Source organism: Nostoc sp. NMS2, from assembly GCF_017115105.1.
GTDB lineage: Bacteria > Cyanobacteriota > Cyanobacteriia > Cyanobacteriales > Nostocaceae > Nostoc.
The window spans coordinates 12,312-34,909 of record NZ_JABXKH010000069.1 but is presented as its reverse complement, the minus strand read 5'-3'; the positions used below and the strand labels follow the sequence as shown (position 1 = coordinate 34,909).

The 22,598-nt window shown below is 43.7% G+C and carries 22 protein-coding genes and 1 tRNA gene; 5 read left to right on the top strand and 18 right to left on the bottom strand.

Translation table 11 applies throughout. From position 1 onward, the window contains the following. Positions 1-40: 40 nt before the first annotated feature. The 6 genes from HWQ36_RS14270 to hisF all read right to left on the bottom strand — a co-directional run bounded on the left by HWQ36_RS14270 (position 41) and on the right by hisF (position 4,946). A complete protein-coding gene (locus tag HWQ36_RS14270) occupies positions 41-1,330 on the bottom strand; it encodes a cation:proton antiporter (protein WP_292703693.1) in 1,290 nt (429 codons plus the stop codon). A gap of 432 nt (positions 1,331-1,762) precedes the next feature. Beyond that, on the bottom strand, positions 1,763-2,197 hold the full coding sequence (locus HWQ36_RS14265) for a hypothetical protein (protein WP_292703889.1): 435 nt from the start codon (positions 2,195-2,197) through the stop codon (positions 1,763-1,765). A gap of 325 nt (positions 2,198-2,522) precedes the next feature. Next, positions 2,523-3,242: a GDSL-type esterase/lipase family protein gene (locus HWQ36_RS14260; RefSeq protein ID WP_292703689.1), complete on the bottom strand. Its 720-nt coding sequence runs from the start codon at positions 3,240-3,242 to the stop codon at positions 2,523-2,525. A 477-nt stretch (positions 3,243-3,719) separates the two neighbouring features. Further along, positions 3,720-3,792, bottom strand: a tRNA-Ala gene (locus HWQ36_RS14255). Positions 3,793-3,878: 86 nt separating this feature from the next. Continuing rightward, on the bottom strand, positions 3,879-4,073 hold the full coding sequence (locus tag HWQ36_RS14250; protein WP_292703686.1) for a hypothetical protein: 195 nt from the start codon (positions 4,071-4,073) through the stop codon (positions 3,879-3,881). A gap of 99 nt (positions 4,074-4,172) precedes the next feature. Then, positions 4,173-4,946, bottom strand: coding sequence for an imidazole glycerol phosphate synthase subunit HisF (gene hisF, locus HWQ36_RS14245; protein WP_114081963.1), 774 nt, complete (start codon positions 4,944-4,946; stop codon positions 4,173-4,175). Positions 4,947-5,227: 281 nt separating this feature from the next. Here hisF and ruvB point away from each other — a divergent pair, with 281 nt between their 5' ends. From ruvB to HWQ36_RS14230, 3 genes are all read left to right on the top strand, one after another. Further along, complete coding sequence (gene ruvB, locus HWQ36_RS14240; protein ID WP_190935508.1) at positions 5,228-6,328, top strand: Holliday junction branch migration DNA helicase RuvB; 1,101 nt, start codon at positions 5,228-5,230, stop codon at positions 6,326-6,328. 239 nt (positions 6,329-6,567) lie between these two features. Beyond that, entirely contained in the window at positions 6,568-7,371 is an 804-nt protein-coding gene (locus HWQ36_RS14235; RefSeq protein ID WP_292703675.1) for a tetratricopeptide repeat protein, read from the top strand. Positions 7,372-7,459: 88 nt separating this feature from the next. Then, entirely contained in the window at positions 7,460-8,728 is a 1,269-nt protein-coding gene (locus HWQ36_RS14230; protein ID WP_292703672.1) for a glycosyltransferase, read from the top strand. Positions 8,729-8,881: 153 nt separating this feature from the next. Here HWQ36_RS14230 and HWQ36_RS14225 read toward each other — a convergent pair whose 3' ends face one another. The 6 genes from HWQ36_RS14225 to HWQ36_RS14200 all read right to left on the bottom strand — a co-directional run bounded on the left by HWQ36_RS14225 (position 8,882) and on the right by HWQ36_RS14200 (position 13,371). Continuing rightward, complete coding sequence (locus HWQ36_RS14225; protein ID WP_292703669.1) at positions 8,882-9,286, bottom strand: PIN domain-containing protein; 405 nt, start codon at positions 9,284-9,286, stop codon at positions 8,882-8,884. Between the two features lie 2 nt (positions 9,287-9,288). After that, entirely contained in the window at positions 9,289-9,552 is a 264-nt protein-coding gene (locus tag HWQ36_RS14220; protein WP_292703666.1) for a hypothetical protein, read from the bottom strand. Between the two features lie 233 nt (positions 9,553-9,785). Then, complete coding sequence (locus HWQ36_RS14215) at positions 9,786-11,180, bottom strand: cytochrome P450 (RefSeq protein ID WP_292703663.1); 1,395 nt, start codon at positions 11,178-11,180, stop codon at positions 9,786-9,788. Between the two features lie 346 nt (positions 11,181-11,526). After that, on the bottom strand, positions 11,527-12,330 hold the full coding sequence (locus HWQ36_RS14210) for a TIGR01548 family HAD-type hydrolase (RefSeq protein WP_292703660.1): 804 nt from the start codon (positions 12,328-12,330) through the stop codon (positions 11,527-11,529). 44 nt (positions 12,331-12,374) lie between these two features. Continuing rightward, entirely contained in the window at positions 12,375-12,845 is a 471-nt protein-coding gene (locus HWQ36_RS14205) for a DUF29 domain-containing protein (protein ID WP_292703657.1), read from the bottom strand. 55 nt (positions 12,846-12,900) lie between these two features. Then, positions 12,901-13,371 carry a DUF29 domain-containing protein gene (locus HWQ36_RS14200; RefSeq protein ID WP_292703654.1) on the bottom strand — a complete coding sequence of 157 codons (471 nt, stop codon included), beginning with the start codon at positions 13,369-13,371 and terminating at the stop codon, positions 12,901-12,903. Positions 13,372-13,602: 231 nt separating this feature from the next. On the opposite strand from HWQ36_RS14200, the gene HWQ36_RS14195 reads away from it, so the two are divergent. Then, positions 13,603-13,902 (top strand): 30S ribosomal protein PSRP-3, encoded by a 300-nt coding sequence (locus tag HWQ36_RS14195; RefSeq protein ID WP_012410744.1) that lies wholly within the window; start codon positions 13,603-13,605, stop codon positions 13,900-13,902. Between the two features lie 10 nt (positions 13,903-13,912). On the opposite strand, the gene HWQ36_RS14190 is transcribed toward HWQ36_RS14195, so the two are convergent. The 4 genes from HWQ36_RS14190 to atpD form a co-directional block, all read right to left on the bottom strand. Beyond that, positions 13,913-15,805: a serine/threonine-protein kinase gene (locus HWQ36_RS14190; RefSeq protein WP_292703646.1), complete on the bottom strand. Its 1,893-nt coding sequence runs from the start codon at positions 15,803-15,805 to the stop codon at positions 13,913-13,915. Positions 15,806-16,064: 259 nt separating this feature from the next. Then, a complete protein-coding gene (locus HWQ36_RS14185; protein ID WP_292703642.1) occupies positions 16,065-18,176 on the bottom strand; it encodes a flotillin family protein in 2,112 nt (703 codons plus the stop codon). A 213-nt stretch (positions 18,177-18,389) separates the two neighbouring features. Then, complete coding sequence (gene atpC, locus HWQ36_RS14180; protein WP_292703887.1) at positions 18,390-18,803, bottom strand: ATP synthase F1 subunit epsilon; 414 nt, start codon at positions 18,801-18,803, stop codon at positions 18,390-18,392. Between the two features lie 148 nt (positions 18,804-18,951). Next, complete coding sequence (gene atpD, locus HWQ36_RS14175; RefSeq protein ID WP_292703639.1) at positions 18,952-20,400, bottom strand: F0F1 ATP synthase subunit beta; 1,449 nt, start codon at positions 20,398-20,400, stop codon at positions 18,952-18,954. A gap of 471 nt (positions 20,401-20,871) precedes the next feature. Here atpD and HWQ36_RS14170 point away from each other — a divergent pair, with 471 nt between their 5' ends. Next, positions 20,872-21,693: a SirB1 family protein gene (locus HWQ36_RS14170; RefSeq protein WP_292703637.1), complete on the top strand. Its 822-nt coding sequence runs from the start codon at positions 20,872-20,874 to the stop codon at positions 21,691-21,693. Between the two features lie 99 nt (positions 21,694-21,792). On the opposite strand, the gene HWQ36_RS14165 is transcribed toward HWQ36_RS14170, so the two are convergent. Continuing rightward, a complete protein-coding gene (locus HWQ36_RS14165) occupies positions 21,793-22,233 on the bottom strand; it encodes an SRPBCC family protein (protein ID WP_292703635.1) in 441 nt (146 codons plus the stop codon). A gap of 137 nt (positions 22,234-22,370) precedes the next feature. Next, positions 22,371-22,577, bottom strand: a complete 207-nt coding sequence (locus HWQ36_RS14160) for a hypothetical protein (RefSeq protein WP_292703633.1) — start codon at positions 22,575-22,577, stop codon at positions 22,371-22,373. Between the last annotated feature and the right edge of the window lie 21 nt (positions 22,578-22,598).

Here is a 22,598-nt window from a genome sequence, read left to right as displayed (position 1 = left end):
GCTAGGGTTTAGCCCATTCTGCATTCTTCTTCAATTTTGCTTAAGCAGAAGATTTATCATAGCTTGTACCGTGCAATAAAAAGGCAATCAGTGGTGATGCCATCAGTGTAGTAATGACTGCCATAATAACCATTATAGTGAATAAAGTCGGGGTAATAATACCTTGCTCAAGACCAATATTGAGGATGATTAACTCCATCAAACCACGAGCATTCATCAGAGCGCCGATAGTTGCAGATTCACGCCAATTCTCCCCCGCCAATTTTGCAGCCAACATACAAGCGACACCTTTGCCAAGAATTGCGATCGCAATAATTAACAGCGTAATTCCCCACAAAGTAGGCGTATTTACCAATCCAATTTGAGTGTTCAATCCAGAGAAGACAAAAAATATCGGTAGCAAAAAAGAAGTAGTTAAAAACTCAGTATATTGGCGAATTTGTTGGGCAAATTCTCCGCGTGGTGTCACTGCTCCCAGCACGAAAGCACCGAATATTGCATAGATGCCTGTAACATCAGTAAACCATGCACAAAACATCAAAATTATCAACATCAAAGTCAGGGTTTGTCTGTTCACACCTGCATCGCGTTTTGTCATGCGTGTGAACGCTTTCAATAGAGGTTGTCCGAGAAAAATCGCAAATAGCACGTAGCAAATGCCACCACCAATTGCTAATATAGCAATGCTCAGAGAATTTTTCACGCTAGCAAGGACGATCGCTAGCAAACACCAAGCAACTCCATCATCTACCGATGCTGCACCTAAAGCCAAAGTACCAAAACGGGTTTGTGCAAGACCGCGTTCGTAAAGAATGCGAGCTAACATCGGGAAAGCCGTAATTGTCATGGATGCACCTAGATACAAAGCGGCTGACCAAGGTGTTACCTTTGGTTGAAAGAAATCGCCATTGTGATAAAACCAAAAAGATGCGATCGCTCCTAAAATAAAAGGAGTGATAATTCCAGCAGCAGATAGCAGACTTGCACTTTTGATATGATGTTTTAAAAGTTTAGTGTTGAACTCTAAACCAATCAAAAACATATAAATTACTAACCCAATCTGGCTGATAGCATATAAAATCGACATCGATGGATTGGGTATCTTGAGTCCTACAGCAGTGATGATGGGAAGCTTAGGAAAAAGCCATTGCTGAAAATCTGGTGCTATCAATCCCAAAAGCGATGGCCCTAGCATTACACCTGCAATCATTTCGCAAACAACATCGGTTTGACCAAGATAGCGCCGTCCTAAAATCGTGACGATGCGACAAGTGGCTAAAATAACTGTGAATTGCAAAAATAGCTGAATAACCAGATCAAAATTTGACATTGCACTTCCTTAATTTGCGTCTCTGCATTGAACTAGGGATTGTGGATTAGGGACTTTTTAGGGAATTCCATCCCCAACCAATGTTTATAGCGACGCACATAACTGTACGTCAATACAACATATTTGATCCAAACTAAAACCGCCATAGATGATTTTTTATAATTTTTTCAATTTGCAATTTAATTGTTGATTTTCGATTAGAGCAACTTTCAGGTAATTAAATCATAGAGTAGTGGTGTACATTTGTACGCCCCTACAGGGGATTGTGGTTCAAATTGATGAAAAAGGCAAAGTTGTAAGTAACGATAGTAATCCTAAATGAGTTGCGAACAAAAAGAACCCCGACTTTTTCAAGAAGTCGGGGTTCTGAGATTATCAGTGTTTGCAAATCAATAGGTGAAAACAAATTGAACATTTTGAAGATTTGAGGTTTTACAACCACTCCCCACCCCGGAAACGCCAACGAAGGAAAATAATTCGCATCAGGGTTTGTGAACTAATAAAAACTGCTAGCCACACGATGCTATAGTGCAATAGAAAAACTGCTAACGGTAATTCTTCTTTCGGTAAAGGTATTGGTAAAAAGCCAAACAGTTTTACTCCACAAAACACAAATACTAATTCCCATATACCAGCTAAGAGTTGATAAGCTGCGGGCCAATCTCTGTCCCATCGGAATTTTTGGAGATAGTTATAAAGCACATCCCAACCTAAGCCAAATACGCCTACATAAACAAGTATCCAAAAATAAACCGAGTTAGCACCAGGGCCAATCCAACCAATTGCAAAAGGCAAAGATACAAGTACGCCGACAGTTACAAGTAATAATAATCGAGTTTGCCAACGACCAAATAAAGTTGGTGTCATAAGGAGAGACACGATTAATCGCGTCTGTACAGGATTTAGGAGTAGAGACGCGATTAATCGCGTCTGTTTTTATAGATTGATTGTGAAAGGATGTTACATCTATTTTCATTGAAAATTTAGCAAGATTGTGGTTTTTGCGAAGATGGCAAATATGAGAATCTAGACTAATTTTAAAGCACCAAAATATCTATAGGACTCCTATTTGATTTTTGAACAAATTAAGTATCAATCGAAAAGGCTTATTCCCTACTCCCAGCCTACGCAAGTCAGTTCAATAATCAAAGCGGATCGCTATATATTAGAATTGTTTAAGATGATAATTAAATTAAAAATGGTAAGCTGCATTGGCAAAGCTTACTGAATGTATCGCATCCCAATCTATCACATCTTCTAACAAAGCTTGATAACCTAGTGTATTGGGATGAAGACCATCTTCACTTAAATGTTTGAGCCGCCAATTTTCACCGCGTTCCATCCATTGCTCAAAAATATCTAAATAGGGAATCTGCCGTTTGCTGCAAGCAAGTCGAGTTGCTTCTTTGTAGCGGTACTGCTCGACATGATTATAGTAAAAACAATCTAAAAATGGCATCTTGGCTTCATCTACTGGCACCATGCCCACAAATAACACAGGACAGAGTTGCTGTGCTAAATCTAAAAGAGTTGCAATTTCTTTTTCAAATAGCGTAAAATCTGTGTAATTGCGGCCATCGGGACGTGCTAACCGCGCTGAGTCATTCACACCTACAGATAAAATAATCAAGTCGGGGACACGATTTCGCAGTTCACCCCGGTGGCGAAATTCTACTTCTAACCTTTGTGCTACTTGTTGCGTGCGATCGCCTCTTACCCCTAAATTATAAAGAACATGACCCGCACTATCCGGCAACATCCACCATCGCCGTAGTTGCTCGATCCAGCCTCCTTTCTCCGGGTCGCCGAATCCATAAATTAAGCTGTCCCCCAGTGCGACAATCTTCATTGACTGAAAGTGATTTGGTGGTACAGACAGCTGCATTGAGGAAGAAGCTAGAAATGTGTGCATTTAACAACTATATTTTATATCTTTACAAGATTCTATACATTTCTATACCATAGATGGCTATCTTTAGTGTGCAAGCATCTATTTGTTGATATGGTTGCAAGGTTAATATTGCCTCAGTTGAGCGTCTGAAAGTCAAGTGTCAAGTTGAGAACTTGAAATGACCCAGGCATCAAAAAATCATTGATACTGATAAAAAACTCCATCCCCTTGTGCAATACCTTCGCCATTTTTGGTAGGTTGGGTTGAGGCACGAAACCCAACCTAACGAATCGAGACATTTTTCGATTTGGCGAAGGTATTGCTTGTGGGTGGAGTTTTTGGGCATGGGGCATGGGGAAGAAGTTAGCAATCCCCTATGCCCCATGCGATGGGGCGACTATCACGGTACACCCACTCTTGGGATGAAGTTTTCCGTCGCTTTCAATAAAAAATTTCCCTAACCCTCTCAATTAACTGAGAAGATTAGGGAGTGAAGAATGGAGCTAAGCGGATTCGAACCGCTGACCCCCTCAATGCCATTGAGGTGCGCTACCAACTGCGCTATAACCCCTTTAAATCCATTATACATAATCACTTAATTTTTGAACCTTGTCAAGCTTTTTATGAAAACTGAATTTTCAATATCTCCTCTAGCACTCACAACGAGACTTGCAACAAGTAGGTCATACAGTGCCCCATCAAAAAGTAAACTACTAACATGGCAGCAGCAGCCAGAGCAACCAATGTACCAGCCAACATGAGAGAAAATTCTTTATTTTCGTAGGCTTTTTCCATTAAGTGCAGCGACCACGCTACTAGAGCTACATCAAAAAGCAAAATAGGAAGCAACATATTTTTTAATATTTGTTAATACTTGTAAAATAATATTAACACCCTTTTTAGGAAGTGTGTCTAACCTCAGATAGATGTCATTAACAGGTAATTTGTGGATCAAGATAATGTTCTTACTGGCACATTGCGATCGCGCAAATAATTTTTGATTTCTGCTACGCTTAATTGTCCGTAATGTAATAGCGATGCCAGTAGTGCTGCTTCAGCTTTGCCTTCAGTTAGGGCTGTGTAGATATGTTCACAATTACCTGCACCACCAGAAGCAATAACTGGAATTTCTACAGCATTTGCAATAGCCCGTGTAATCTCGATGTCATACCCGGCTTGGGTTCCATCAGCATCCATACTTGTTACTAGAAGTTCTCCGGCCCCACGTTTTTCAACTTCCTGTGCCCACAATAGGGCATCTAAACCTGTATTTTCTCTGCCACCCCGCACATACACATCCCAACCTGGATTTTCCGGGTTATTTCTGCGTCTGGCATCAATAGCAACAACTATGCACTGATTACCAAAGCGATCGCTTGCCCGATTAATCAAGTCTGGATCGCGCACCGCCGCAGAATTAATACTAACCTTATCTGCGCCGGCTCGTAACAAAGCTTTAACATTTTCTAAGGATTGAATGCCACCACCCACAGTCAATGGAATAAAGACCTGTTCAGCAGTCCGGTAGACCACATCTAAAATAGTAGCTCGGTCTTCATGAGTAGCTGTAATATCCAGAAATACTAACTCATCAGCACCGGCTTCGTTGTAAACCTTGGCCAGCTCTACCGGATCGCCTGCATCTTGGAGATTGACAAAGTTAACTCCTTTTACAACCCGTCCCGCCTTCACATCTAAGCACGGTAAGATTCTTTTAGATAACATAATAACTTTTGTACTTCTGGGTAATTGACCGGAATTTAAATTTTAAATTGGCGCGGGTATTTCCAAACGAAAATTTTCACGGGCATTGAGTATGGGGCATAGGGCATGGGACACTTGTACTGAGCGTACACCTGCGGGGAAGCAAGCTACGCGTCGCGTCTCGGAGAGAAGCCAAAGTATTGGGCATTGCTTTCTCCTCCTGCCTCCCCCCATTCCTAATTACGAATTACGAATTACGAATTACGAATTATTCTGTTCCCTTAAAAGTTGATAGCTGAATTATGGCGATAATCTCCTCGAAAAAACAGCCTCCAGAACCCAATGGAGAACCAAAGCAGCGTCGAGAGTCGGCGAAAGCACCATCCACAGAAAATATTTTGAAGCCTGAAGCTGCTATTGATGAGCAAGAACAACAGGAAGAAGGTATTCGGCCGCACCGATTTGCCGATTACATTGGACAAAAAGATTTAAAGGATGTGTTAGATATTGCCATCAAAGCAGCTAAGTCTCGTGGTGAGGTGCTGGATCACTTGCTGCTGTATGGGCCGCCAGGATTGGGCAAAACTACAATGGCAATGATTTTAGCATCGGAAATGGGGGTAAATTACAAAATTACCAGTGCGCCAGCCCTAGAACGTCCACGGGATATTGTCGGGCTACTGGTGAACATGAAACCAGGCGATATCTTATTTGTGGATGAAATTCATCGCTTGTCGCGGATGACTGAAGAGATTCTTTACCCGGCGATGGAAGATTATCGCTTAGATATTACTATTGGTAAGGGTTCCAGCGCTCGTATCAGAAGTTTGCCACTGTCAAAGTTTACTTTAGTGGGAGCTACAACCCGTGTAGGTGCGCTCACTTCACCACTGCGCGATCGCTTCGGTTTAATTCAAAAACTCCGATTTTACGAAGTTGACGAACTGACTAAAATTGTACTGCGAACCGCTCAATTACTCAAAACCCCCGTTACAGAAGATGGTGCCACAGAAATTGCCCGTCGTTCACGAGGAACGCCACGGATTGCGAATAGATTACTAAAGCGAGTCCGTGATTATGCGGAAGTAAAAATATCTGGAGAGATTAATGAAAGCATTGCATCTGAGGCATTACAACTATTTCAAGTAGATCCTTGCGGTTTAGATTGGACAGATCGCCAGATGTTGAGTGTGATAATTGAACAATTTAATGGCGGGCCAGTGGGGTTAGAAACAATGGCAGCAGCAACGGGTGAAGATACTCAAACAATTGAAGAGGTGTATGAACCTTACCTCATGCAGATTGGGTATTTAACTCGAACTCATCGCGGCAGGATGGCGACTAAGGCAGCGTATAAGCATTTGGGATTCACGCCGCCTAATGAACAGTTGTCGTTATTGTAAATATGGGCATTGGGCATTGGGCATTGGGCATGGGGCATTGGGCATGAAGAAGAGACAAGGGAGACAAGGAAGAGTGGGGAGACAAGGGAGAACTTGTTCAATAATTTCCCCTTGTCTCCCTCATCTCCCTCATTCCCCTCATCTCCCGGTTGGTGAGCGAAGTCGAACCACATCTCCCTCATCTCTCCCCATTCCCCATTCCCAATGCCCATTTTCAAAATAGACACAGGTAAACCTAGATGATTAAGTTGATTGGTATTTTTCTCAGTCTGTTACTCGTGTTTGGCTGGGGTACACCAGTCATGGCACAATCTCAACCGCCTATTACTCAAGAACAGTTAAAACAAGGCGATGAGTGGGCAAATCAAGCCTTTACAGCAACGAATCAAGGTGATTTTGCGACGGCTGAAACTTACTGGACAAAGATTATTGAGCAATTTCCGACGAATGCGGGGGCGTGGAGTAACCGGGGAAATTCGCGGGTGAGCCAGAATAAATTGCAAGAAGCGATCGCAGATTATAACAAAGCTATAGAACTAGCACCAAATGTCACCGATCCATATTTGAATCGGGGGGCGGCGTTGGAAGGGTTGAGAAAATGGGACGATGCGATCGCAGATTATAATCATGTCTTAGAACTAGATCCTAATGATGCGATGGCGTATAACAATCGCGGCAATGCCAAAACAGGTTTAGGAAAATGGGATGATGCGATCGCAGATTACAAAAAATCTAATCTGATAGCCCCAAATTTTGCCTTCGCCCGTGCTAACTATGCTCTCGCTCTTTATGAAACAGGTCAAAAAGAGCAAGCAATCCGTGAAATGCGAAATATCGCCCGTAAATACTCCAAATTTGCTGATGTGCGTGCCGCCCTCACAGCAGCATATTGGGTAAATGGAGAACAAGGCGAAGCTGAGAGTAACTGGGTAGCAGCTTATGGACTTGATAGCCGCTATAAGGATATCGACTGGGTAAAAAATATCCGCCGTTGGCCTCCAAGTATGGTGATGGCTTTAGATAAATTTTTGAAACTCCAGTAAGCACTTCTAACTCAATAAAAATTTCTTTTCTTTGCCTATCTGCCTGTTTTTTGGTATACATCATTGTAGTTAGCCAGAGGCAGGAATTATGACTCATTTTGGACTGATCTGTCCGGCAGCAACTGGTCATCTCAACCCCATGACCACGCTAGGGTACGAACTTAAAAAACGTGGTCATCGTGTCACCCTATTCGGTATACTTGACGCTCAATCTAAGACACTAGCAGCTGGATTGGAATTTTGGGCAATTGGCGAGTCTGAGTTTCCCCGTGGAGCGATGGCGCAATTGTTTGCCCAATTAGGAAAACTTAGTGGATTAGCTGCGTTGCGATATACGATCGCTTGGATACAGAAGATGGCAGCTATATTTCTTTCTGAAGCTCCACAAGCCCTTAAAGAAGCTGGCGTAGAGGCACTACTAGTAGACCAAGTTTCGCCTGAAGGAGGAACAATTGCAGAATTTTTGGGCATCCCGTTTATCAGCGTTTGCAATGCCATGATGATTAATCGGGATATCAGCGTTCCACCTTTTAACACCTCTTGGAGCTATAGTTCTACCTGGTGGGCACTCTTACGTAACAGAGCAGGTTATGAGTTGTTAAACCGTGTTGGGCGACCAATTAGGCAGGTCATAGATGAGTATCGTCGAGAATGGAAGTTACCCCCTCACTTTAGTCCCAACGACTCTTACTCTCAACTAGCTCAGATCAGCCAACAGCCTGCCGAGTTGGAATTTCCAAGGGAAAATTTACCCACTAGTTTCCATTTTACAGGGCCATACCATAACACAATCACTAGGGAACCCGTATCTTTCCCATTTGAAAAGTTGACTGGGCAACCGTTAATTTACGCTTCGATGGGGACTGTACAAAATCGCCTATTGAAAATTTTCAACTTTTTTGCCGAAGCTTGTAAAGAGTTAGATGCTCAATTAGTTATTTCTTTAGGTGGTTCTGCGACTCCAGAGTCTTTACAAGGGCTACCCGGAAATCCACTGGTTGTTGGTTATGCACCCCAACTGGAATTGCTTCAAAAAACTACCCTCACCATTACCCATGCAGGAATGAATACCACCTTAGAATCATTGAGTAATGGAGTACCAATGGTTGCTATTCCAATTACCAATGACCAGCCAGGAGTAGCAGCGCGGATAGCTTGGACAGGGGCAGGTGAGCTTGTCACCCTGAAGAAACTGAATGTTTCCCGGTTGCAAAATGCGATTAGGCGGGTGTTGACAGAAGAATCTTATAAACAGAATGCACTCAGGTTACAAGCAGCTACTTTGCGTGCTGGAGGGGTAAGTCGAGCTGCTGAGATTATTGAGCAAGCTGTTTCTACTGGTAAGCCTGTCTTATAGTTCTGAAAATAGTTTTCTGTACCATTCACAGTAATCATCCACAAATTTTATAGTTTCAGCAGCCTTTCTTCCCCAAAACATAGCGCAGCAAGCAATTTACTACACTTTATCCTGTTTGCATACTTTCCCAACTTAGGGTCATAAGTTGGTAATTTAGGGAATAACCTCAAATGCCTTTGTTCCCTGGAAACGATAAATATAAAAATCCCTGTCCAGCGAGAAAATTCGACTGATATTTAACGTCTCGGCAGCAGAGACAAGGGACGCATCTGCCAAATCCATCGGCACGTCCTGATACTGTCTCATCAGTTCCCGTATTCTTTGTTGCTCATCAATGTCTGATAGATGCAAGTAGAGGGCTTTCCGTTCAATAAACTGCCATAGAATATCCTGGGCAAACCAACCCCTTAACTGATGCAGGAAATACATAGCTTCTGTAAAACAGCACCATGTTGTGATCAAGGGAGTAGTTATCTTTTGATAGGCTTCGACGCAACGATGATGGGCTTCCCCTTGTCCTGCATCAATCAACGCAATCAACGGCGCAGTATCAACCAAAATCACGGTCTGCGAATACCTTGCTTGGCGAGTTTACTGGCGATCGCCTCACCGAAAACCGTTTTCTCATAAGAAGAAGGAGTTTGAGTCTGACTGTTAATAGACCCAACCAAATCTGATAGCAAAACGGCAAGTGGTCTTTGCTGGTCAACATTTAACAACAAGTGTGCGGCAATCCAGTCAGCAGGCGTTACCCCTTCGGTTTCTGCAACAGCCAGAAGATGACAGTAAACATCTTCTGGCAGAGAGATAAAATGTTCTCTCATACGATAAACTTTCTTTAATTTTCCTCTTTTATCATACTCATGTGTTTACCTCAATCGCTGTTTCAAGGCTGAAATCTCGTGCATGAATTGCACACCGGAATGTCCCTAGTAGGGGAGGGGTTGCTCTTGAGAGGTTACGCAGGAATTACAAGTAATTTACCGGACATGATATTAGCTCAAACACAAGGGTAAGGTAATTGTTCCGCAAATATTTATGTCAACCATAAAACTCTTCACGCTGAACTAGAGCTAGTCTGAAGGATGGGCTGATTTTGAGGACGCTTCCCCTTTACCACCATCTGTACACCACCTGCTGGGCTAAATAACAAACCCTTACGTACTGGTTGCACTGGTTTACTATCAGCCAGTTCCATTTGCCAGCGAGACAGCACTGTTGCCAACACTAGTTTCATTTCAAACAAGGCAAATGCCATACCAATACAGCGACGGTTCCCGCCACCAAAGGGTAAATACTCGTAGGGAGAAAATTGTCGTTCCAGAAAACGCTCTGGCTTAAATTGCTTTGATTCAGGATATAAATCTTCTCGATGATGGGTCAAATAAATAGAGGGAATTAGTATAGTCCCAGGCTCAAAGTTGTACTCCCCAATTTGTAGCGGTGATTTGACTAATCGACTTAGTGCCGACATTGCCACTGGGTAAAGACGTAGTGTTTCAGAACAGACAGCATTCAAATAAGGCAATCGGAAAATAGCGTTTGCATCTGGTTTTTCACCCAAATTATTTAGTTCTTGCAGTAGTTTTTCCCGCACCTCTGGCCGATGATGAATCCAGTACAGCGCCCATGATAAGGAAGTTGCAGTAGTTTCATGACCCGCTACTAATAGGGTCATCAGTTCATCACGTAATTCCAAGTCTGTCATCGGCTCTCCCGCTTCATCACGAGCAGCCATCATCAAAGATAGAATATCAGTTCCAGATAGATTGGGTTGTGCTTTGCGTTCTTGAATCTGGGCGTAGATGAGTTGATCGATTTGCTGCCGTAAACGCAAGAATTTCCCCCAGGGACTCCATGCTCCTAAATCCTGTCGCATTGATGGAAAAATCAGCAAAACTGTTCTTAGTAGAGGGATTTTAGGATTTAGGATTGCAATTAGGAGTTCGTTGAGTTTCTTGTAACGTGGCCCATCTTCTAGACCAAATACAGCCTTCAAAATCACTTGGAAAGAGATTGCTTGCATAGACGACAAAACTGCAAAGGTTTCTCCAACCTGCCATTGACTACTCACTTGCTCTGTGATTTCACGGATTAATTCACCATAAGCCAGCATCCGTTCCCCGTGGAAGGGGGGTGTCAACAGCTTTCGTTGTCGCTGATGAGGCTTTCCATCTAGCGCCAGTAATGATTGCTCTCCTAATAAAGGCGATTTAAAACCTGCTGATAAACCAGAATCTAACTGTTTTGGATCTGTAGTAAAAATCTGCTGAATTGCCTGGGGATTGCTAATGAAGACTTGAGGAGCAAAATTTGATCCAAGTTGGACGGTGAAGATATCACCATAATGTTTATTACAGGCTTCTATGTATTCTAAGGGATTAGTAAGCCACTGATACATCTGTATCCAAGGGTGAGTTTGAGGGCCGTTAGGTAGTTTAAGTGCAGACATTTTTATTAATCTCCCAATGATTAAAGCAAGATTGTTATCAACCAGTCATTCATGCACCCCTAGCTTGATTGATTTTAGTACAACATTTCATTAATTCGTAGCGAATTAAATTTAGCAATACTTTGCAATGCCAATGCGTTCCCCTACATTAAAAACCAATACGGTTAAGTTAAGAAAAATTGTAGGTTGGGTTAAGCAAAGCGCAACCCAACAAAGCCCTGGAAATGTTGGGTTTCGTTCCTCAACCCAACCTACACAACTACACAACTTAAGGTTTTTGGCGCTAACCCAAGCGTATTGCATTCAAAACGCCACAATTTATGCAAAACTGCACTTAGAACACAGATCAGGCACATGAACTTATCAATTCTTGGATTTGTCTTGGGGTCAATTCTTGCACATTAGGTAAAACTACTGCTGCTCCGGCTGCTATTAGTGTCTGACTATAAGCATCACTACGGGCTGCTGTTTCCTGGACGTGGGGCGGTAAAACGCCTACACCAATCCAAGTGTGAGCAGAATCTAGACTCCGCGCTTTCTCGACGGTATACATATCTGCTACCGTATCTCCTACATATACGATCGCTAATTTTTGCTCAATTCCTTTCTCTAATTTACGAACTGTAGCAAAAAGTCCCGTGGGGTCTGGTTTACCTGGTGCATCTTCCATCGCAATCAACACCGGAGATTCCAAACCCAGGCGTTTTTCCAATACATAGTTAGCAGAAGCACGAGTTGCACCGCTAAAAAATCCCCAAGCAATATTGGCTTGGGTAAGTTGCTCTAAATAGCTAGGTTGTAATAATAAAGGTTCATTACAGATATACCCAGTAAAATTATTTGGGTCTGGGCCACGGTAACGTGATTGAAAAAAAGCAACGATCGCATTGTAATCTAGTTGCAGTTGCTCACGGCTCTGTTTTTGAGTTTCAAAGTAGCGGTAAATTAATTCCTGCGATGCTTCCCAATCGTTATTCCACACGCCTTCAGACTTCAGTTGGTCAATATCTAGTGGGGTGGGGCGATATGCTTGGGTAGTAAAATATTCTACGGTATCTGCGATCGCTCGACGATAGGAACCGCCAACATCACGCACAACGCCATCAATATCGAAAATAACAATCGCTTTTGCAGAAGTTGGTTGAGTCATGGGGTAGGAAGCAAAAGAGTTTTAAATCATCATAAAACGTGAGATCATGACTCAGGTAAAAAATCGGGGTCGAGGGCTTGCTCTGGTGTGAAGGAAGATTGTTCCGGGAAGATAGCAATGGCTAATCCAGTTTCAATTACAGCCAGTCGTCTAGCAGTTTGGTAGCTTTCGTCAAAAACCTGATCAAAGTGAGGCTTTAAACTCGGACTTTCCTTGAGTGCCTTTTGGATTCGCCTGCGATGTTCCAAAATTGTGTACTGCCAACTTTTTGAGCGCCTTTCAGTTTGAATCTGGTATTTCAGCAGATGCATCAGCAACACTTCCAGATTGCTCTCCAATGCCCGCTTTTCACTTCTCCCTATCGTTTCAATTTCTTCAATCAGGTTGTCTAAATCCAGTTGGGTGAAATTCTTTTGCTTGAGGAGTTCTGCTGTGGTTTGAATCCACAGGTAAAAGTCTTGTTCATACAAATCTGAACTAGATGTTGTTTGAGATTGGGGTAGTTGAGCAGTCACGTCGCTTCGCTCCAAATTCAAAATTAACAGCAAAATCTTCTAGTTCAGGGTGTAATTATGACTCAGGTAAAAAATCGGGGTCTAGAGCTTGCTCAGGCGTAAATGGAGATTGTTCGGGGAAGGTAGCCACAGCCAATTCAGTTTCATCGGCAGCTAACAGTCTAGCATCGTCATAACACAGCCCGAAAACCTCATCAAAATAGGGTTTAAGGCTAGGACTTTCTTCTAGAGCTTGCCTGATGCGCTTGCGATGCTCCCGAATCGTTCCTCGCCAACTACCAGAGCGCTTCTCGGCTTGATATTTATACTTCAATAGATGCATTAGCACCACTTCCAAATTGCTTCTGAGTGCTTTCTTTTCACTTCTGCCCATCGTTTCAATTTCTTCAATCAAATTCTCTAAATCCAGTTCTGTGAGCCGACCTTGTTTGAGCAGTTCAGCCGTAGTTTGAATCCACAGGTAAAAGTCTTGCTCATACAAATCTGAACTAGATGTTGTTTGAGATTGGGGCAGTGGGGCAGTCACGTCGCTTCGCTCCGAATTCAAAATTCAAAATTCAAAATTAATGATTCCCATAAACAAATTTACTTGCTCTGTATCATGAGTCTGTTTCGGTCATAAGCATCTTTAGTTAGCGCCGACTACCCCTTATGCTAGCCCAATCTAATCACTGTTTGGTCATTTGATAGGGTATTGCGTTAAAATAAGCGATCGCTATCCTAGTTAAGTAATGCCCGGAAATTCCCGGAGGTGTGATTGACCAAGTTTATTTTAAAAATTCTGTGGTTAGACGAAAATGTCGCTCTAGCAGTCGATCAAATTGTAGGTAAAGGCACCAGTCCTTTGACTAAGTACTTTTTTTGGCCCAGAAATGATGCCTGGGAAGAGTTAAAAAAGGAATTAGAATCCAAACATTGGATTACTGACCTGGATCGTGTTGAGTTGCTTAATAAAGCAACAGAAGTGATTAACTATTGGCAAGAGGAAGGTAGAAACCGTCCAATGGCAGAAGCTCAGTTGAAATTTCCAGAAGTTGCCTTCACAGGTAGCGCCTGATATGACAATATTAGCGATCGCGCTGTTCTACAAGCTGCCACAGTTTGATAGTCTTGTCTCTGCTGCCGCTTGCAATTAATTGTCTAACTTTGCTCACAGCAACAGCAGATACTGAGTCTACATGACCAGAGAGAGTAACAATCTCTTCTGCTGTGCTTACCCTCCAAAGTTTAACTGTTTTGTCGCAACTTGCACTTAGGAGTGTTTCGCCATCGGCAGTAAAAGCCACAGCCACCACAGACCAAGAATGGCCTACAAGTGTACAAATTAGCTGACCTGTGTTTACCTCCCACAATTTAATAGTGTTATCATCACTACCCGTCGCCAAAATTTGACCATCAGGACTAAAAGCGACTGTCAAAACCGCCCATGCATGACCCGAAAGGGTGGCTAACAAGCTATAGCATGGGCGGTTTTGAACAAGAGGTAAGGGGGCAGGGGGCAGAGGGAAAGGGGGAATGTCCTTCGTCTCTTGTGGGTGGTCTTTTAACTCAGCATTATTCATATCCCCCTGCTCCCTGCTCCCTGCCCCCTCGCCTCTTCTTGGTATGTGCCACAGGCGAATTGTTCTGTCATAACTAGCGCTGGCTAAAAGTTGTCCTTGGGGACTAAATGCTACTGAATTTACCTGTAATTGGTGTCCAGTTATGGTACAAATTTCTGTGCCAGTATTGACATCCCAGAGTTTGATTGTCTTATCCCAGCTACCACTAGCGAGAATCTGTCCATCTGGACTGAAAGCAACTGATTTTACCGCGTGTGAGTGTCCCAATAAGGTGGAGATTTCTTGTAATGTCTCAACCTGCCACAATTTGATAGTTTTATCGTCGCTAGCAGTTGCCAGAATTTGACCATCTGGACTGAAGGTTACTGATTTTACAGCTTGGGAATGTCCTGATAAGTTAGCTAAGACTTTTTTGGTATTTAAATCCCACAATTTGATGTTTTTGTCATCACTACCACTAGCTAAGGTATAGTCGTCAGGACTGATGGCAAGGGAATTTACACTACTTAATCTCCCAGAATGCCCAGTTAGTGTATGCAAGCATTGCCAAGGAAGATTTTGGATTTTGGATACTTCGACTTCGCTCAGTACAAGTTTTGGATTTTGGATTTTGGATTTTATACCCATTGCTTGCATAACTTCACCAGCCGATTGAAAGCGACGGTTAACAGCATTTTGCAGCAGTTTGTCGAGGATTTGGGCCAGGCGATCGCTAACCTTAGTAGTAAGATATTGTTGCCAAACCCAATAATCGTTAGCAATATCAAATAAATCAAAGGGAGAAACCTGAGTAAGTAGGTAAATACAAGTTACACCCAAGCTATATAAATCACTAGCAAAAACCGCTTTTCCTCTGGCTTGTTCTGGTGCAGAATATTCTGGACTGCCGATACTGCTTTCAGATGTTAGCGGATCAATTTCTGTGACGATTTTCGCAGTGCTAAAATCGACTATAACGAAATCTGCGTTCTTGGTAATTGGGGATCTACGGATGATATTATGGGGTTTGATATCGCGGTGGATGATGTTGCGATCGCTAATAAACTGAAAAACTGGCAACACATTTTCTAAAAGTTGCCAAATTTGAGTTTCATTAAAAGCGCCTTCTTCTTCAACCACCTGAGCTAAATTAGTGCCTGCAATAAACTCCTGCACTAAATAAAAATGCCCATTCTGCTCAAAATAAGCTAATAAAACGGGAATTTGAGGATGATTCCCTAATTCATCTAACTGTTGTGCCTTTTGCTGAAAAGTTTTAGACGTTTCGGATTCCAGCGATAATTCTTGAACAACGCAAGGAATTGGAGGAAACTGACCCTCATCTACAGCGAGGAAGGTTTTGCAGAATCCCCCTTTACCAATTGGTTTCAGTAAACGATAACGTTCTTGTAAAAGCAAAATTTCTTAGTTTATAGGATATCCACAATAAAATATAGCAATCCGTGCAGGAGTTACGAACAAAAAGATCCCCGACTTCTTGAAGAAGTCGGGGATCTGAACCTCTCGGTGTTTGGAAATCAAATAGTGGATTAGCGCTCTTTTATTACTCTCGTAAGATTAAATTTGAAACCCTATTTTGGCGTTAGTCCGCAGCGTCTCCCCTACTCGTGAGAGGCTAGCGCCAAGGGAGAAGCAACTTTTAACCGCTCTTTTAACGTTAAGTTGACTTATCCGTCGGAAAATTCACAACTATAGGTGGATAACCGTTTTCTGCGGTTGGTTGTGTTTGGGTAACTACTGGTTGCGGATGCAAAGGTGTTGGTTTCAATTCACCCTTACCAGTTTGATTCCATAAAATCATGGATAGTAACCCATCCACTAAACCGTTATTACTGCCGTTACTACCAACTAAGACATCCGGTATTAAGCGGACATGGCGATCGCCTATAATCTGCATTAATTGCATTGCTGTATAACCTTGGGAACCCAAGGCTTCCACACCAGCGCGATAGGTTTCAGCTTTGGCGTTACCTGTAGCCCGAATACCTTCAGCCTCAGCAATTGCCCGGAGTTTTGTCCCCTCAGCTTCGCCTGTCGCCTGCTTGATTTGGGCTTGGGCTTTCAAATCGGCAATATGGACACTCTGCTCTGATTTCACCATTTCTTGCTGGATATTAGCTAGTGCTGTTTCCCGGACAAGCTGCTGCCGTTGGGTTTGCGCCATCTGCTGGACTTCATAAGTCTTGCGTTCTTCTTCAGCAATTTTCCGGTCTGTCTGTGTCTGCATTAACGACGCTGGTGGCTGAATATCACCAATGAGGGTGTCGATCGCTTGCACATCATAAGCCCGCAATGCTGTTTTAATATACTCAGCAGCCTCAGTTTGTCGCTCACTCCGAGCAGTCAGAAAGTCTAGTACCGTACAGTTTTGGGCTGAGTTGCGGAAATAATTCCCGATGGTTGGTTCTAATACATGGTCTACTAGATTTTGCATTGCACCAACACGAGAAATCACCTTCGGAGCATCTAAAGCACCGACATGGATAATTTGTGCTACTTCCAAATCAAAAGCAAACCCATCACGCGATCGTACTGTTAAAGAAGCCAGTTTAGCATCATAGCTGTGGCGTTCAGTCCGACCTGACCAGTTTAAAACGATGTTGGTCGTTGGCACGAGTTCAATCTTCATAATCCGGGAATTAATCGGGTGCTTACCAGGATATAGCGGTTCGACCCACACACCCTTATGTCCCTGATTCACCAAGTTACCGTGGGTGAAAGCTGCACCACTGACATCTTGATGGGCCTTACCCACGAAAGAAATCACCACACCCACATAGCCAATGGGAATTTCGGTCATCGGCACTTGCTCAACTTGAACAAACCAAGGATTCAAGTTCCAAGAACCAGAAAGCAAAGTCTGTTCTTGTAAGCCTCGCCGCCCACCTCCATTAATAAATTTCTGACCATTTTGAAAGTTGTCGTGTCCATCAATGATGGGGCCTGCGAGTTCACCAGCAGAAATTGGTACACCATCTAAAGTAGTGACGATGCCAACTTTGTCAGATGCCAGACTGTAAACCCGCAACTGTTCTGGAGTCATGCCATGAGTGCTGGCATTTGATGCCATGATGACTTTAAACAGGGCCGTATTGAGCCGGTACGTACCAGCTGTGAGAAAACCCATCTGCCGCCCTTTTTCTCCACCTTCGGTGAGGAATTTTCGAGCATCTTGGAAGTTATCACAACTCACGATTTTACCCAAAATCCGCTCTGGTGGGTTGGATGCGCCGTCTGCCGCCACAATCAAGGCGATTTCCCCTTGGGGAACAACAATTACCGACTCTTTCTTTACAGAATATTGCCAAGGCCAATAGCCCCAGTGCCAACCAGGAGCTAAAGTATCTGCCTGTAAGCCAGCTTCCCCGTTGAGGGCAATCAAACTGCCGGCGGGGAGTCCACGCCCGGAAAGGGTAAATTTCCTCACGACAATGCCGACTTCTCGTTCGCCAATTACTACAAGTCCACCAAAGAATAGGGGAACGAATATGACGAAACCGCCTACAAGTAGGATGGGAACTAGTACAACAGGATCAATTCCAGCAGTTTGATATTGAGTCCTGCTAATTGGTAACTGAGCAATATTTGGTGTAGTCTGATTTCGCTGGACTGATGCCGAAGTAATTTCTTTTGCAGTAGTTGTTTTTACAGCAGTAGCATTGGCAGAATGAATACCGCCAGCGATCGCTAATGTTGCTACGATAGATGCTGCAAAACTAGCTACCTTATTTTGTTTACGAGTACCAAGCAAAGATGAAAAGCTTTTCATAATTTGTGCCCATTTGGGCAACTAATTAGCTAAGTTAACACTTCAGCAGGGCTTGCCTCGATTTCTTAAACTTGACGTAATTTTTTTGAAAAATTAATAAATAAGCAATACCTTCGCCATTTTTTGTAGGTTGGGTTGAGCGAAGCAAAACCCAACGTATTTGTTGGGTTTCGTGCCTCAACCCAACCTACAAAGTTGAAATAGAAAGTTAAATTAGACCAAACCGCCAGCCGCTTGAAACCGAGCGCGGGCGCGTTTGAAAGCTTGATTTGCCTTGATTTGGGCTTGGCGATCGTCTCCTGAAACTTGATTCAATCCCGCTTCTGCTTGGTTGTAAGCAGCACGAGCTTCTTCGAGGTTAATTTTGTCACCACGTTCAGCGCCGTTAACCAGAATTGTCACTTCATTTTCTTCGACTTCGGCAAAGCCACCCAAAAGAGCGATCGCTTCCCAATTCTGATTTTTCGCGGCCCGGACTCGCATTACACCAGTATCCAGCGCGGTTAAAAGTGGTGCGTGTCCGGTGAGGATACCTAGTTGACCAGTTGTGCTAGGCAAAACTACTTCTTCAGCTGGGGCATCCCAGACTGTTTTATCTGGAGAAATTACACGAACGGTTAATGTCATTTGTCTTTTGTCCTTTGTCTTTGTCATTTGTCCTTTGTCATTTGTCTTTTGTCCTTTGTCATTTGTAATTGCCATTAGTCATTAGCCTTGAACTAATGACTAATGACTAATGACCAGTGACCAATGACCAATGACCAATGACTAATGACTAACCTTTCATTTTTTCAGCTTTGGCGATCGCTTCGTTGATATCGCCAACCAAGTAGAAAGCCTGTTCTGGCAGAGCATCCAACTCACCAGACAGAATCTTTTGGAAGCCTTTGATGGTATCTTCCAACTTCACATACTTACCAGGAGAACCGGTAAATACTTCTGCTACAAAGAACGGCTGAGACAAGAAGCGCTCAATTTTCCGCGCCCGCGCCACGATGAGACGGTCTTCTTCAGACAATTCATCCAAACCAAGAATGGCGATAATGTCCTGGAGTTCTTTATAACGTTGCAGAATGGACTGTACGGCCCGGGCAGTATTGTAGTGTTCGTCACCGACAATGCTGGGCTGTAGCATGGTGGAAGTTGAACCAAGGGGGTCCACAGCTGGATAAATTCCCTTAGATGCCAAACCGCGAGACAGCAATGTTGTTCCGTCTAAGTGGGCAAAGGTGGTAGCAGGTGCGGGGTCGGTAAAGTCGTCCGCAGGTACGTATACTGCTTGAATGGAGGTAATCGATCCTTCTGTGGTCGAGGTAATCCGCTCTTGCAGTTCACCTACATCGGTTCCCAATGTGGGCTGATATCCTACTGCTGAGGGCATCCGACCCAGTAGCGCTGATACTTCTGAACCTGCTTGGATAAACCGGAAAATGTTATCAACAAACAGCAGCACATCCTGCTTGTTCACATCCCGGAAGTATTCTGCCATTGTCAATCCTGACAGACCAACCCGCATTCTTGCTCCAGGTGGCTCGTTCATCTGACCATACACAAGAGCAATTTTGGAATCATTGAGGCTTTCGTTATTGATAACCCCAGACTCAATCATTTCGTTGTAGAGGTCATTGCCTTCACGGGTGCGTTCACCCACGCCAGCAAAAACGGATACTCCACCGTGCTGAGTAGCGATGTTGTTGATCAACTCCATCATGATCACGGTTTTACCAACACCAGCACCACCGAACAGACCAATCTTACCGCCGCGTCGATAGGGAGTCAGAAGGTCAACAACTTTAATCCCAGTCTCAAACACTGAAGGTTTGGTTTCTAGGTCAGTGAATTTGGGAGCAGATCGGTGGATGGGTAAAGTTGCCTCGGCATTTACAGGGCCCCTGTTGTCCACAGGTTCGCCAAGGACGTTGAAAATCCGACCCAAAGTGGCTTTACCAACTGGTACGCTTATAGAAGTGCCTGTATCGGTGACTTCCAAACCGCGCACTAAGCCTTCGGTGGAACTCATTGCAACAGTCCGCACCTGGTTGTCGCCCAGCAGTTGCTGTACTTCAACAGTGAGGTTGATTTCTTGTCCAGCTTCGTTGGTGCCTTTGATTTTCAAAGCGTTGTAGATTTGTGGCAATTTCCCGCCGGGAAATTTAACGTCTACAACTGGGCCAATGATTTGGGTAATGTAACCAATGTTTGTTTTTTCTGCGGTTGTTACCATGCTGCGCCTAATGAGTGAAGCTATATTTCAGATAAGGTCGGAGAAGACATAAAATTAAGCAATGTCACCTTTCAGATTAGCACTGAACGACCCTACTTTACGCCATAAATTGATCCTTAAGACTGGGGCTTGGGGATCAAAATTAAGGTAAGTTTTAGCGTGGGGACTGGAGAAAACTCAAAATTAAAACTGGAGTGTCAGGCGATCGCCTGACACCGCAGTATTAAAATTATGTTTGTCAGGAATTTATGCTTTTGCTGTAGCTTTGGGTTGTTTAAGCTTGCGGAGTGAGCTTATACCAAAAGTACTGAATGCTAAGACACCTAACATAGTCGTGGGTTGGGGAACAGATGCAATTTCCTGTTGCCCTCCCTAGCGATCGCAGCCTTAATATAAAAATAGGTACAAGAAAGTGTTTTTAGTTCAGCTAATCCATTCTCGCTTCATCCTCACACTTCCACCGAGCAAATTATGAATTTCTCGTCAGCGCGACAATATTTTTACCAAGAGATTCAGCAGTCTGACGAGCAAATCGACTTAGCAAAGGCAGCTTTGTATATTGCCCAAGAAGAATATCCCAAGCTAGATATAGAGGAATATCTCAACGCCCTTGATACAATGGCATGGGAGCTTCAAGAACGTCTACCAGAATCACGATATCCTCTGCGGATCATTCAAGGTATTAATCAGTATCTCTACGATGATTTAGGCTTTTCTGGTAATAAAATTGACTATTACGACCCGCGCAACAGTTTTTTCAATGATGTAATTGACCGCCGATTGGGGATTCCTATTACCTTAGCGTTGGTTTACCTAGAGGTTGCTAGAAGGATTGATTTCCCGATGGTGGGTGTGGGGATGCCAGGGCATTTCTTGATCCGCCCGGATGTTCCAGATATAGAGATTTTTGTGGATGCCTTTAATGGCGGTGAAATAATATTTGCTCAAGATTGTGAGGAAAGGCTGTCTCAAATTTATCAGCGACCTGTGACGCTACAACCAGAATTTTTAACCGTAGTCAGTAATCGGCAATTTTTGGCTCGGATGCTGACAAATATAAAATTTATTTACCTCAAACAACAACAGTTAGAAAAAACCCTAGCAGCAATTGAACGAATTTTATTGCTGTTTCCTAATTTAACTTTAGAGTTGCGCGATCGCGGCTTAATCTCCTATCAACTCGGTTACTATCCCCAAGCCGTAGACGATTTACAAAATTATTTAGCAAAAGTTCCTGATGCCGAGGATGCATCTGTGATTCGGCGGCTACTTACGGAATTGGGGAGGGAGTAGGGGCAGGGGGCAGGGGGCAAGGAGGCAGAGAGAAAAGAGAAGCAGGGGGAGAAAGAAGAACCAATGCCCAATGCCCAATTACGAATTACGAATTACGAATTACGAATTCTCTGCGACTCGTTTGAGGCGGCGGAGTTGGGCTTGCATATCTTCTTTTGTCCAAGATGCGGCAAAGGTGTTGAAACCCCAACTGACTAAGGGGTTAGGAATATCGAACTCAAAACGGTTTAGTAGGAGCGTTCCCTTTTCTGTGGGTTGACATTCCCAGCGATCGCGCCCTTGAAAAAATCCTTGAAATTCCCAGACTACCAAACCCGGTTGTCGTTCCACAACTACGCTGTTCAACGTAGGTTTTAGTAGGGGAATTTGAATGATAAAACGACTTTCACTACCTAAATCAGTACTCCAAGTTCCACCCACAGGTTCGCAACGGAGGGCGGGGTTGAGCCAACGGTGCATGAGAGCTAAATCGCTAATACAGCGCTCCACCACCGTAGCTGTAGCATTAATTTGAATCGATTGTTCCAAAACTTGAGGCATTCCACATCTCTGGTGCTTTTGCTGAAATTAGAGTAACGCAAAATTTTGGAGAGTGGGGGATGAGGGGGCAGGGGGGCAGGGGGAGCAGGGGGAGATGGGGGAGATGGGGGGGAGCATCCACTTTTGGCGGATTGCCCTCAGACTAGAAGTCTGGGGCTATACAAACCAAACCCGCCTTCGCGGGTTTCAGAGAGTCCGCGTTCGCGTAGCGTTCCGAAGGAAAGGCGGACTTCGTTTGTGTAGCCGCGATTTCCAATCGCCCGGTGTTTCTTGCCATTTGTGGATGCTCCCGATGGGGGAGAAGAGTTTTCCCCCTGCCCCCCGCCCCTCTGCCTCTTTTCCATGCCCAATACTTCGACTTACCT

Coding starts and splice junctions, on each gene's coding strand:
- HWQ36_RS14270 (WP_292703693.1), bottom strand. CDS start 1,330: ATGTCAAATTTTGATCTGGTTATTCAGCTATTTTTGCAATTCACAGTT.
- HWQ36_RS14265 (WP_292703889.1), bottom strand. CDS start 2,197: ATGACACCAACTTTATTTGGTCGTTGGCAAACTCGATTATTATTACTT.
- HWQ36_RS14260 (WP_292703689.1), bottom strand. CDS start 3,242: ATGCACACATTTCTAGCTTCTTCCTCAATGCAGCTGTCTGTACCACCA.
- HWQ36_RS14250 (WP_292703686.1), bottom strand. CDS start 4,073: ATGTTGCTTCCTATTTTGCTTTTTGATGTAGCTCTAGTAGCGTGGTCG.
- hisF (WP_114081963.1), bottom strand. CDS start 4,946: ATGTTATCTAAAAGAATCTTACCGTGCTTAGATGTGAAGGCGGGACGG.
- ruvB (WP_190935508.1), top strand. CDS start 5,228: ATGGCGATAATCTCCTCGAAAAAACAGCCTCCAGAACCCAATGGAGAA.
- HWQ36_RS14235 (WP_292703675.1), top strand. CDS start 6,568: ATGATTAAGTTGATTGGTATTTTTCTCAGTCTGTTACTCGTGTTTGGC.
- HWQ36_RS14230 (WP_292703672.1), top strand. CDS start 7,460: ATGACTCATTTTGGACTGATCTGTCCGGCAGCAACTGGTCATCTCAAC.
- HWQ36_RS14220 (WP_292703666.1), bottom strand. CDS start 9,552: ATGAGAGAACATTTTATCTCTCTGCCAGAAGATGTTTACTGTCATCTT.
- HWQ36_RS14215 (WP_292703663.1), bottom strand. CDS start 11,180: ATGTCTGCACTTAAACTACCTAACGGCCCTCAAACTCACCCTTGGATA.
- HWQ36_RS14210 (WP_292703660.1), bottom strand. CDS start 12,330: ATGACTCAACCAACTTCTGCAAAAGCGATTGTTATTTTCGATATTGAT.
- HWQ36_RS14185 (WP_292703642.1), bottom strand. CDS start 18,176: ATGAAAAGCTTTTCATCTTTGCTTGGTACTCGTAAACAAAATAAGGTA.
- atpC (WP_292703887.1), bottom strand. CDS start 18,803: ATGACATTAACCGTTCGTGTAATTTCTCCAGATAAAACAGTCTGGGAT.
- atpD (WP_292703639.1), bottom strand. CDS start 20,400: ATGGTAACAACCGCAGAAAAAACAAACATTGGTTACATTACCCAAATC.
- HWQ36_RS14170 (WP_292703637.1), top strand. CDS start 20,872: ATGAATTTCTCGTCAGCGCGACAATATTTTTACCAAGAGATTCAGCAG.
- HWQ36_RS14165 (WP_292703635.1), bottom strand. CDS start 22,233: ATGCCTCAAGTTTTGGAACAATCGATTCAAATTAATGCTACAGCTACG.
- HWQ36_RS14160 (WP_292703633.1), bottom strand. CDS start 22,577: ATGGAAAAGAGGCAGAGGGGCGGGGGGCAGGGGGAAAACTCTTCTCCC.